This is a genomic window from Marinomonas sp., assembly GCF_965225885.1.
GTDB lineage: Bacteria > Pseudomonadota > Gammaproteobacteria > Pseudomonadales > Marinomonadaceae > Marinomonas.
Genome location: NZ_OZ245329.1, coordinates 3,051,397 through 3,064,467 on the forward strand (window position 1 = coordinate 3,051,397; position 13,071 = coordinate 3,064,467).

The window sequence follows — 13,071 nt, forward strand, 5'->3', positions numbered from 1 at the left end:
TCGATACAGACTTGCCTTTTTTATTAGTCAGAAAATTTAACTACCGACTCTATTTATTATAAATATGAAATATTCAACCTATGCGTCCCACCATCCAGAGATACTCGCACTATGTTGTTGGTGATTTGAATATCCATGCCATCCACCTCGGCGCTCATGCCTTTATCTAATAATAAAGAGTCTTCAGTTTCCAAGGAATCAGCGCGATCAGCCGATTGCTCGACGGTTATAAAGTACTCGGTTTGGTCAACTTTTACGGTGGCTTCAAATCCAGGCCAATCTGACGGAATACAGGGCTGAATCGTCAGTTCTTTACCTTCTCGATGAATACCAAGTATGCCTTCCATGCCAGCTCGATACATCCAACCTGCAGAGCCTGTGTACCAAGTCCAACCGCCCCGTCCTGTGTGAGGCGCAACCGAATATACATCCGCCGCGACCACATAAGGTTCGACTTTGTAACGCTCAACCTCTTCGGCATTCTGTGCGTGATTGATCGGGTTGAGCAAATTAAACAAGTCGCTGGCTTTATTGCCATCCCCCAATTTGGCATAGGCCAAAATCGCCCACATGGCAGCATGGCTGTATTGACCGCCGTTTTCCCGTAAGCCCGGTGGATAGCCTTTGATATAACCCGGATCATGGCTGGTTTTATCAAATGGCGGCGTAAACAATAACGCCAGTTTTGACTCGGGTTGAATCAGGTATTGCTCGACCGATTCCATGGCTTTCGCGGCGCGTTCTGGTTCGCCCGCTTCAGACAATACCGCCCAAGATTGCACGATAGAATCAATTTGGCATTCGTCGTTATCTTTAGACCCTAACCAACTGCCGTCGTCGAAGTTTGCCCGACGATACCAGTCGCCATCCCAGGCTTTTTCTTCAATGACTTCTCGTACTTTACTGGCATGCGTCACCCAGTTTTGTACTCGCTCGTCTTCATTACGAATTTGCGCCATAGGCGAGAATAAATTAATAGTACGAATCAGCAACCAACCTAACCAAACACTTTCCCCTTGGCCACCTTCCCCGACACGGTTCATGCCATCGTTCCAATCGCCTGTGCCCATTAATGGCAGGCCATTTTCGCCCGTCAGTTCAAGACATTGATCCAAACCGCGAGCACAATGCTCAAACAAGGTTGCAGACTCGTCCGATTCCGTAGGATGAAAATACGCGTCATGCTGATCCGCCGCCAATAATGGTCCTTCGATAAAGGCGATTTTTTCGTCCAAAATAGACACATCACCCGAGGTTTCAATGTAGGTCGCCGTGGCATACGCCAGCCAGACTCTATCGTCGGAAATATGCGTACGCACACCCTGCCCGGTATGAGGCAACCACCAATGCTGTACATCGCCCTCGACAAACTGACGACTCGCCGCACGCAAAATATGCGCTCTGGTCATATCGGGTCGGCGGAATGTCATCGACATACCATCTTGTAATTGATCTCGAAAACCATACGCGCCGCTGGCTTGATAAAACGCTGAGCGCGCCCACATGCGACACGCCACCGTCTGATAAAGCAGCCAACCATTGAGCATGATATCCATCGCTCGATCTGGCGTTTTCACCTGAACTGCGCCTAACAAGGTATCCCAATGCTGTGTCACGTCAGCCAGCACTTGATCCAAATCCGCATGGCGATATTTCTCGATCAAATCGCGGGCTTTGCCGACCGAAGCACATTGCCCCAGCAAGATCACCACTTCCACCGATTCATCCGGTTCAAGCTCAACGATAGATTGTTGTGCAGTACAAGGATCCTGACCCGCGCCAATGCTGCCAGACAAAGACGAATCCCTGAGCAAAGCCGCTGGTGCATTCATGCGACCATTGCGTCCCAGAAACTCGGTGCGATCTGTCGTCCAGGTCGATTGCATCCCGCCCATATCGGCAAAAGCCACACGCCCCGGAAATGCCACATTCCAACGATTACAAACGAATAAGGCGTTTGAGCCAGCCGAATCCAAATCCGTGGTAATAAATGGCGCAGACGTTCCACGAGCCGTGCCTAACACCCATTCAGCGTAAGACGTAACAGAAAATCGACGACGTCGTCCCGTTTGGTTATGCAGGGTTAAGCGTGAAACTTTAATCGGATCTGCCAAAGGCACGTATTGCAATAATGTCAGCGCCAAACCATCCGCTTGATGTTCAAAACAGCTATAACCACGACCATGATGAGCAACAAACGCGCTTGGATTAGCTTTGTTGTTCGCTTGATTCGCAGAACGAAGCGGCTGAGCCGTGGCGCCAAACAATTCCAAAGTGTCTTCATCGCGCACGTAAATTGCTTCACCAGACGGATTAGAAACCGGATCATTACACCAAGGCGTTAACTGGTTCTCGCGGCTGTTTTCAGCCCACGTATAACCACTGCCTTCGGCCGATACATGAAAGCCAAAACTCGCGTTGGCAATGACATTGATCCAAGGCGCAGGCGTCGAGGCGCCGTTTTCAAGAATCACTGTATATTCTCGGCCATCCAAGCCAAAACCGCCCAAGCCATTGAAGAACTCTAGCCCTTGTTTCAGGGCTGCTAACTTATCGCTGGCGGTTGAATTCTTCGCTTTGAATAGAATGACATTGTCACCTGTCGATTCATTCTTAGAGCGAATCTTCGGCGGCCAAGTCGACGCTGACTGCAAACGATGAATATGTTTACTAATAGATCCTCGACGAGCAATAAGCACCACCCGAGCAACCGATTTCAGCAAATCACGAACCGGCTCATCCACCAAGTCTGCACGCAAAACATACACAGCGCCTTGCACATGATCACCGTTAGACTTATCGATCAGTCGAGGCCGTGATTGGCTACTTCGTACTGCGGTTTCAATGGCAATTTGCAAGTCTTGTAAATAAGAACACGCGTGTTCGTTGATGATCACCAGATCCACGGCCAGACGCTTCATGCGCCAGTATTCATGGGCGCGCAATAATTGCTTCACTTGATCAATGTCTTCGACGTCATCAATGCGCAACAGCACAATGGGCAAATCACCACTAATCGAATGCGGCCAAAGCACAGACTGACCCGCCATGCCGCGATGAATGGAGTCGGCTGAAACACGAAAACGCGGATCGGCGTAAATAATCGGCGCAGCAAGTCGTTGGAAATCGTCCGCCTCAGTTGGGCTAATATCCAAATGACGCAATTGCACTTGCGCCTGCGTCCACGCCAAGGTTTTCGCTCGATCATAGGCACTGCGGTCATGATGTCGATCAATAAGATCCATTAATTCTTCACGAGAAGACGCCACGACTGTCCAAAACGCCACTTTCGATACACTGCCTGCTGGCACATGAACGGCATAGCGCAACGAGAAAATAGGATCTAACACGGTACCGACTGAATTGTTCAGATCGACACTTTCAACCGCCGAATCGTCAAAATCAAACGCCGCCGCGGTGGCAATGGAATTACCTCGTCCAATAAACAAGGCGCGGTTGGTTTCATATTGAGGATCGGCCGTCACTTCCCCTTCTACAATGGCAAAATGCGCCGCCCAAATTGAAGGTTCCTGCGCAGCACGTTTACGGCGAGTCGCGATTAGCGCATTGTATTCAGGGACATATTCCGTTTGCACAAACATCTTGGCAAAGGCCGGATGAGCATTGTCTGTGGCTGGCGTCGTTAATACCAATTCAAGATAGGACGTCAGTTCAATGTCATGCGCCGTGCGACCATTGTTACTCAAGGAGATACGACGCACTTCACCATCGTCTTCACCGGATACCAACACATCCATCGTCGTGGTTAAATCGCCAGCATGACGCACAAACTCCGCATGGTCTTCTTCAAACACACCGGCTGGATAATGACCTTCGTCTTGTAAAGGCTGAGCGGAACTCGACCAAAGCTGACCGGTGTTTTTATCACGTAAGAAAATAAAACTACCGTAATGATCGCATGTGGTATCTTCCTGCCAACGGGTCACCGCTATGTCGCGCCAACGACTGTAGCCTGCGCCAGTGGCGGTCAACATCACCACATAGCGTCCGTTTGATAATAAATGCGTAATGGGCGAACCTGCGGCTGTTGGGCTTAGTCGTCGCACTATTGGCGCAATCACCGTCAAAGAAGACGCGTAGGTTTTCACCTCTTCTGCCCGGGGATGACTAATACAAACATCTCTTGGCATACGTTCTTGCAATAAGAGTTCGCAGGCCTGAATCATAGGTTCTTGATGAAAACGTTGTCTAAACACGCCGTCCAGCAAGGTATTGGCAATAGCCACAATGGTCATGCCCTGATGATGCGCCATGAAACTGCGCACAATGGCGACATGGCTTTCAACAGGTAAACGCGTCGGCGTAAAGTCCAGCGCCTCATAAAAGCCATAACGTCCACAAGCGCCCATATTGTTTAAGCGATCATAATTATCAACCGCTGCCTGAGGATCAATCATAGTGGCAAGCCCCGTGGCATAAGGCGCGATGACTCTATTTTCCGCCAAGCCACGTTTTAGACCGAGTCCCGGTACACCAAAGTTGGAATATTGATAAGTAAACTCGATGTCACGGGCATTATAAGAAGATTCCGACACGCCCCAAGGAATGCCAAGCTGTTTGCCGTATTCCTGCTGACACCCAACAATCAGCCGATTGGTCTGTTCAAGTAAACTGCCTGTTGGCGCTCGCATGATCAGCGACGGCATCAAATATTCGAACATAGAACCTGACCAAGAAATCAGCGCCGAGCCATTGCCCATGGGCGTTGCTGCACGACCAAGACGGAACCAGTGTTTCGTCGCCACATCGCCTTTGGCAATAGCAAACAAACTTGCCAATCTGGCTTCCGAAGCCAATAAATCGTAACAACTTGGATCGAGGCTGTTTTCGGCAAGAGAATAACCAATCGACAAAAGTTTGCGCTCAGGATCAATGAGAAATGCAAAGTCCATATCTAGTGCCATATTTCGTGCTGTGCTCGCCAGAGCATTTAATCTAGCCAGCAAAGAATCGGGAGAATTGCGCTGCTCAAGCGTATCGCGCTGCTGTTCAACCATCACTTTATTGGCGGCTTCAATCCAATAAATGAAATCAGCATGGCGCCCTTGTGCAATCTCTTCGCCCGAACCCAATGGTCGCTCACGAGCCAATTTCGCGGCTTTATCGGTCAATCGAATTAAAATCGGCGTTAACGCCTCGATAGTCTGTCGGCTGTTTAATCGACTATCCATATCATCCAAGGTTGCCAACAATGGATGTTCGCTGTCCGTTGCAGTAACACTCAAATCTGGACTAACAGAATGAATTGCTTGTTTTGATTCAGCCACTAAGGATTGTCTAGCCAACGCAATGTTGTCCATAAAACCCGAGCGCACCGTGGAGTTTAGCTTAGCGGTTAAAGTGTCTTGAGATAGCTCTTGAGATTGTCCATGAGAAACTCCAACTGCAGATTCTTCGCGCCATTGCTCGCAACTGTTTGCCAGCGCAATCAAATGCCCCGCAAGATTGCCGCTGTCCACCGAAGAAATGTATTCCGGCAACAAGGTATGCAAGCTTTGCGTGCCGTACCAATTGAAAAAATGGCCGTTGTGCTTTGGCAGTTTTTCCAGCGTAACAAAGGTCGTTTCGAGTCGCTCAATTGTTTCAATTAACCCCGCCCAACCAAAATCTCGCGCCGCCACTGAAGACAACAAATACAAACCAATGTTAGTCGGCGAAGTTCGATGCGCTACCACAGGCTCTGGGTCTTCTTGGAAATTATCCGGTGGTAAAAAGTTATCTTCTTCTGTCACAAAGGTTTCAAAATAACGCCAGGTTTTGCGTGCAGTAAGGCGTAAAGTGACCGCGCCGACATCAAGTGCATCAGGTCGCAAAACTTCCGGTGATCGACTAACAAACACGGCGACCAAAGGCGCAAGACACCAAAGCAAAGCAAACGGCAACACCAGCAGCCACACTGCCGGATTCACCACGATGACAAACAAGCAAACCGCTAAGGCAAGCAAGGTGCCACAGGCCATGTTTTGATAAAAACCCACCACCTTGAGTCGTGGGCTCGCGTTACTCTGCGCCGCGGTTGCCCATTCCAAACAACGTCGATGGGTCACACCCAAACGCAACAAGGTGCGTGTGATCGCATCCAATGAGCGCCAGCTTTGGTCAGGCAGAAAGGCGATAGACAAAAAAGTCTGACTTAAAGCAAGACGTAAATCCCCTAGCCAAAGTCGAAAATGGTTGCTGGTATCCACGCCAGAACGGCGAGGAATCATCGAAAAAACACAGGGCAACAAAGGCGGAATCGCCATGACGGCCAATAATACAGCGGTAAAAAATAACGCCGACGACGGAAACAACAACCAACTTAACGCCAAGGCTAACAAGGTTGTTGGCGCCACCAGCGAACGCCTTAAATTATCGAGTAGCTTCCAACGTCCCAAGCTAGAAATACCTTGTTCCGATGGCTTACTAACAATCCAAGGCAACAGTTGCCAATCGCCCCGCATCCAACGATGCTGACGTTTCGCAGCGGCATCGTATCGAGCAGGAAATTCTTCCACCACTTCCACATCTGATACCAAACCGGCGCGCGCAAAAATGCCTTCGAATAAATCGTGGCTCAGCATGGTGTTATTCGGCACACGATCCGCCAGCGCGGCTTCGAACATATCGACATCGTAAATTCCTTTGCCAGTAAAAGAGCCTTCACCGAAAAGATCTTGATACACATCGGAAATCGCCGCGGCATAAGGGTCCATACCGCCGGGAGCTGAAAATATACGCTGGAACAAAGAGCCTTCCGTGCCCACCGACAAAGACGGCGTGACGCGAGGTTGAAGAATGGCGTAGCCCGCGACAACTCGCTGTTTGACTTTGTCCAAGCGTGGACGATTCAACGGATGCGCCATTTTACCGATTAATCGCAGCGCCGCTTCTCGTGGCAAACGCGTGTCGGCATCAAGCGTAATTACGTAGCGAACATCACTCGGCACACTGGGCGCTTTGCCCTGAATGGCCATAAACGTGGTGTCCGTCGCGCCGCGTAATAATCGGTTCAGCTCATGCAACTTGCCGCGTTTACGCTCCCAACCCATCCACACATTTTCGCTCGGGTTAAACAGTCGACGACGATGCAACAAGATAAAACGCGGACCGGATGGACCTTCTTCGTAACGCTGGTTTAACCGCTCAATTTCCAACGCCGCCCGTTCTAACAATAAGGCGTCGCTTTCTAATTCTTCCAAATCGGCATCTTTGTCGTCAGTTAACAAAGCAAAACTCACATCACCGTCGATACCGCTCAGATAATGCACTTCCAAGCGTTCAATTTGCTCTAGTAAATCCGCTTCTGAGGTGAGCAAAGTCGGCACGGCGATTAAGGTTCGTAACGAGGTCGGCACGCCCGCTTTTAGTTCAAGTCCCGGCAACATCACCGCGCCAAAGCGCCAGGTCACTAAACGATTAACGATGGCAAACGCCACTTCTGTGGCGGGAATAAAAGCCACTACTGCCCATAGCAACCAAGATTGCGCAGGAAACGCCATGAATCCCGCGAAAAAAATACTCATGGCAAGAAAAGCCAAGGCAACAATGGCAATGGTGCCGCTGTAACCCGTGACGCCTAGGCGCACATGAAAACGCCGGACTCTTAATCGCATGGTGGGTTTATAGGCGATGGATTTTTCGAAAGCCAATCGGCCCTGTTCAATCAAATAATAACCTGGGTCACCAAGACGACTTTTTTCTACCTTGGCTTCTTCAGAAAGCGCTTGTGTCGACTCATCATTCTTTGATTCCGCATTCTTAGATTCAAAAGACTTTACGCTGTCTTTCGCCATTTCTACGGCGCGCTGGGCAATATCTATCTCCGAATAATCACAACCTCGCGCCAGTTCTTCAACGGCGCTGCGGTACAAATTGCGTGTTGGGAAATCCATTTGGGCAAACAAGTTGTATCGATAGAACTCTTGATCGACGAGACTGACTTTCTCAAACAATTCCGACCAATCAATGTCGGAAATCAACCGCATGCTAGTGATCACATTTCGAATAGTGACGTTCGATGCGCCTTGGCGTTGCTGGGCATGTTGCACCACTTCTTCAACCGACAGACCTTGCTGTTGTAGGCGCTGTTCTAGCCAGTCCAGCGCGGGTGTGGTTTTCGGATCTTGGTCTCGTAATCGCTTCGCCAATTGCGCAGCAAACACTTCTGATAGCGGTTCCGGTGAACGGGAGGCAATGTCTTCTTGTAACGCCGAATGGGCACAGCCTGCCACCAAAAGCCGTTCGGTAAAATGATCGGCGTCGTGGCGAGCTTCACGTCCGACAGTAATTTGATCGGCTAAACGTCGCAGGTTTTCAATTAATACAATGCGCAGCGTAATCGCCACCGCCCACAATTCGCCAATGGTGAGCGGCTGAACTGTTTGATAAGCATGAATAAAACGTACGAGGATATCAGGATCTATATGGCTATCGGTGTGCGCTACAAACGCCCAGGTTAAGCCAAATACCCGCGGATAACCGGCAAAAGGACCATCAGCTAGCTTAGGTAATTGTCGATAATAACTGTCCGGCAAATCATCTCGAATCTCGCGAATTTGTTCTTCTACTAAATGATAATTATCGAGCAGCCATTCCGCGGCGGGAACCACATTTCTGCCACGTTCTAACTCAGCAGCACTTTCACAATAGGATGCCAAAAGCGCCGTAGCGTTTTCATCCAAACGTGTTTGCAAAGGCAGCACAGAAGGCTCGGAACCAAATACTTGCTGAGCCAAAGCCAAACTTTCTGCGTGTTCTTCAAGCCGTTCTAAACCAAACAATTCCTCTCGAACAGGAATCGTGCTGTCCCAAAGCGAGTGAGAAAATCGTCGTCCAAGTAGAGAAGAAAAAGTGTTTAACATAATCGCCTTAAAATCATCTGATGAATGGCGCAATCAAGCGTCTTTTCATCTTAATAAAACAAGCGATCTAGCGTCTGTACGCCAGCGAACTGACACCATAAGGCAGGAAGGTTAGTTTAATAGGAAGACAAATCCGTCATACAAGACAAAAGGACAATCAATTATGTTACGCAGCATGCACGATTTAGAGAGATACACCATTGCAGCCACCGATGGCAATATAGGCGAAGTGACGGATTTCTTGTTTGATGACGAGGAATGGGTTGTGCGTTATTTCGTCGTTGAAACCGGCTCTTGGCTATCAAGCCGTAAGGTCTTGATCTCTCCTATCGGGATAGAAAAAGCCAACTGGCGAGAAAAGGTTTTCCCCGTATCTATCACTAAAGAACAAGTGAAGAACAGCCCTAAAGTCGATACAGACCAACCGGTTTCCCGCCAACACGAGATCGATCATTTAGGCTACTACGGCTATCCGTATTATTGGGGCGGCACCGGCTTCTGGGGCGGCGGCATGTATCCGTATTCCTTATATCCGGGCTTTGGCCATTACCCAGATACCAAACAAGAATCAGACAGTGCAACGCTTGCTCATGAAAAAGCCAAACGCGAACTACATCAAAACGATGATCCAAACTTACGCAGTTGCAAAGCCATCATCGGCTATCATATTCATGCCATCGACGGTGATATTGGTCATGTTTCTGGGCTATTAATTGAAGACAATACCATGGCGGTTCGCTACTTCATGGTCGACACTACCAATTGGTTTGGTGGTCACAAGGTGCTTATCTCGCCAGAGTGGATAGAAGACATGGATTGGACCGATAATTCAGTCACCATCAACTTAACTCGTCATCAGATAAAAGAAGCGCCCGAGTACCACACCAGCAAAGATCTAAACCGAGAGCACGAGCTAGCGGTTTTCGATCACTATGGATTGACTGGCTACTGGGCGAGAGGCGAAAAAGCCAATTTAGTTAAGAAGGATTAATAGCTAATAACTAAGCTTTTAAGAACAACTAAAAATGGACTGCACCTCGCAGTCCATTTCATCACGACAATTATTCCAAGCAATACTAAAGCAATAGCACATATATAAAGTCTGCGTTTTTATCTCGCTCAACCCTTTAACGAAAACACACAAAATTGTTACATTGAGTAGCCATTATTTGCTCGTAGACAGACTTTAACTATGGTTAATTAGTACGCGCAGAAAAACAAGAAAACACGCACAAATGATAAAAAAGAGAGGTTTCAACGAAATGTCAATGGAATTACTAAGTGTCGTAATCTACGCTCTGCTCATCTTTATAATGGTGCTTTTACAGTCAACTTATATGGCCAAAACAGCTGGTTTAGTGTTTAGCTTTGGCAACAGAGAAAAAGCGCAACCCAGCAAAAAACCTTTGGGAAATCGTATCGATAGAACGCTAGAAAATTTGAAGGAAGGCGGCATCATGTATTTGCCACTGGCAGTTTTAGCTGTCACTACTGATACATCTAACCCGTGGACGTATTATGCAGCGCTGGCCACAATCATCTCACGAGTTCTGTATGTACCAATCTATATTTTCGGTGTGCGGATTGTCCGGTCTCTCGTCTTTGCTCCTAGTTTAATTGCCATCCCAGTTATGGCTTACGGTATTATTTCCGACCTTGCTGGTGCCATCTAACTATCTAAATTGTTAACAATATTGATACTTTAAAAACAATTAAAAATGGACTGCACCTCGCAGTCCATTTTTTAAACCGCAACGTCAAAAGCAATCCCAACCAGTGCTGTCGTCGCCATGGCTAACGCGCCCCAAAAGCCGACCCGCACTATGCCAGTAAGCATTTTTGCACCACTCAAATACGATGAAATCGCCCCTAAAATAGCGAGAAACACCAAAGACAACACAGCGGTAACGACGGATAAATTGGCATCATCATGATAAAAATACGCCGTCATCAAGGGCAATGCCGCACCCAAGGTAAAACTCAATGCTGAAGAAAAAGCTGCCGTTATAGGTTGCGCAGCTGATAGGTCAGAAATCCCGATTTCATCTCGAGAATGCGCCGCAAGTGCATCGTGCGCCATCAGTTGTCGTGCCACAGTGACGGACAGTTCTGGCTCCACACCTCGCTGCTGATAGATATCCGCCAACTCGATCACCTCTTCCTCGTAATTCTGCTCAAGTGACTTTTTTTCATCCTGCAAATCAGACTTTTCCGTATCGGCCTGAGAACTCACCGACACATATTCCCCCGCCGCCATAGAAATAGCGCCAGCGACTAAACCTGCCGTACCGGCGACCATAATCGCCGTGTGTCCAGAATTGGCCGACGCCACACCAATAATCAAACTTGCCGTAGAAACAATACCGTCATTCGCCCCTAAAACAGCGGCTCTTAACCAACCGACTCGATGTTGGCGATGATGTTCCAGATGAGACCCTGTGGCTTGATTAGACCCAGTAACTTGATTAGACCCAGTAACTTGATTAGACATTGAAACGTTATTCCTCTGTGAAGAGATTGAAGTAAAAAACAAAATGAAACGCTTAACGATTACTTCCCAACCACCCCTTACGTTTGAAGAAAAACAACATACTGAGGGTCAACAAGATAAAAAATACCCAAAGCGCTGGATACGCCCAGTGTTTACTCAGCTCAGGCATATACTCAAAGTTCATCCCGTAAATACTAGAAATAAAGGTCAATGGAATAAATACCGAAGACATAATGGTCAGTACCTTCATAATCTCATTCATACGATTGGACACCGCCGACATATAAAGATCTGTCAAACTGCTGACCATCTCGCGATAAGATTCAATAATCTCAACAATCTGAATAGTGTGTTCGTACACATCTCGTAAATAAGGCTTAGTAGCCTCCCCCATGCGACCGTCTTCTTCGCGATAAAGATGATCTATCACTTCACGCATTGGCCATACAATTCTTCGCAATAATGACAATTCACGTTTTACCGCATGGATACGATGTAAAATGGCCGGAGTGGGTTTTTCTAACGTCATTATTTCAAGTTCTTCGAGGATATCGCCATATTCTTCCAACACCGGAAAACAATGATCGACCATGGCATCCAACAAAGCATAAAGCAGATAGCCTGTGCCATTTTTGCGGATACGCGCATTTTCTTTCAGCAATCGCTCACGAATCGGCTGCCATACGTCGCCTGGCTTTTCTTGAAAAGTAATGAGCACCTTGTCATACAGAAACAAACTCACCTGCTCGACGTCCAACACACTACTTGCGTTAGGATTAACCGATGATTCTTGTTTATTAAGTTGCAACATTCGCAAAACAACAAACAAATGATCATCAAAAAACTCAACCCGAGGGCGTTGCGGAATATGCATAACATCTTCCGCCGTTAGCGTATGAAATCCAAAATGCTGGCGAAACTGATTGATTACATAAGGATGCGGGCGACTGACATTTAGCCAACGTGTTGTCACCCAATCTGGAATTGGATTAGCAAAATACTCGGCAAGATCAGTTACATAGCCAGTTTCATACTGAGTCGCCGAATAATCGATGTAACTGATGATAACCGTGCCAGCTTCCGGTGGTTCGGACACATCCGCCAGATGTTCAATTCCGGGCATTTCACCTGGAGTTACTTGCCGATAAGGCATATTTTGCCAAGCATCAGAACACAATGAAGGTGCATTATCATTATTTTCATTAATGGTTTTATCTACTGAGACATCGGTTTCTTGCGTCATTCTTTACCCTTATCATTGAATAAGTAGAATAGGACGAATGACAAAATCCATCGGTGCGCTGACGAACAAAACACAAAGAGAGATTTTCATTCTAGAGAAGGTGCGAATAAGTCTAATAAGCCTCAGTCTTTCAGAGAAATCGCCAAATAAGGCGCGGCTCTGAAGGAATGTAGGTACCTTTCAAAGAGTCGCAACGACATGTGGCCTGTTACTTCTAATAGTAAGCCCTGAAAGACCCGTATGCCTACATGGATGTAGGTAAGCAGGAGCAATTGCCGAGGGCATGGTCTAAAAACATGTATTCTTTGTTGAACACCTCGAAAATAGAACCACTATTCACATTCGGTACTCGCCTCGAATAATAGGCTTTTATCCACATGCTGAGGCAAGAGGACTTGTTCGTAACTTCCCTAGCCACCGCACGCAAGACAAGTGATCGCCCCTTTTGACTAGCCTTACTAAACGAATCAATT

General features: G+C 47.6%; 5 protein-coding genes. 2 read left to right on the forward strand and 3 right to left on the reverse strand.

From position 1 onward, the window contains the following. Nucleotides 1-56 precede the first annotated feature (56 nt). Nucleotides 57-8,864 carry a GH36-type glycosyl hydrolase domain-containing protein gene (locus tag ACO05V_RS14540; protein ID WP_421852862.1) on the reverse strand — a complete coding sequence of 2,936 codons (8,808 nt, stop codon included), beginning with the start codon at nt 8,862-8,864 and terminating at the stop codon, nt 57-59. Between the two features lie 163 nt (nt 8,865-9,027). Between ACO05V_RS14540 and ACO05V_RS14545 the strand changes: the two genes are divergently transcribed. Next, on the forward strand, nt 9,028-9,855 hold the full coding sequence (locus tag ACO05V_RS14545) for a PRC-barrel domain-containing protein (RefSeq protein WP_421852865.1): 828 nt from the start codon (nt 9,028-9,030) through the stop codon (nt 9,853-9,855). A 271-nt stretch (nt 9,856-10,126) separates the two neighbouring features. After that, the gene (locus ACO05V_RS14550; protein ID WP_421852868.1) at nt 10,127-10,537 is read left to right on the forward strand and encodes an MAPEG family protein; all 411 of its coding nucleotides are present in this window, start codon (nt 10,127-10,129) and stop codon (nt 10,535-10,537) included. 71 nt (nt 10,538-10,608) lie between these two features. On the opposite strand, the gene ACO05V_RS14555 is transcribed toward ACO05V_RS14550, so the two are convergent. Both ACO05V_RS14555 and corA read right to left on the reverse strand, forming a co-directional pair. Next, the gene (locus tag ACO05V_RS14555; protein WP_421852871.1) at nt 10,609-11,355 is read right to left on the reverse strand and encodes a VIT1/CCC1 transporter family protein; all 747 of its coding nucleotides are present in this window, start codon (nt 11,353-11,355) and stop codon (nt 10,609-10,611) included. A 52-nt stretch (nt 11,356-11,407) separates the two neighbouring features. Then, nucleotides 11,408-12,598 carry a magnesium/cobalt transporter CorA gene (gene corA / locus ACO05V_RS14560; RefSeq protein WP_421852874.1) on the reverse strand — a complete coding sequence of 397 codons (1,191 nt, stop codon included), beginning with the start codon at nt 12,596-12,598 and terminating at the stop codon, nt 11,408-11,410. Between the last annotated feature and the right edge of the window lie 473 nt (nt 12,599-13,071).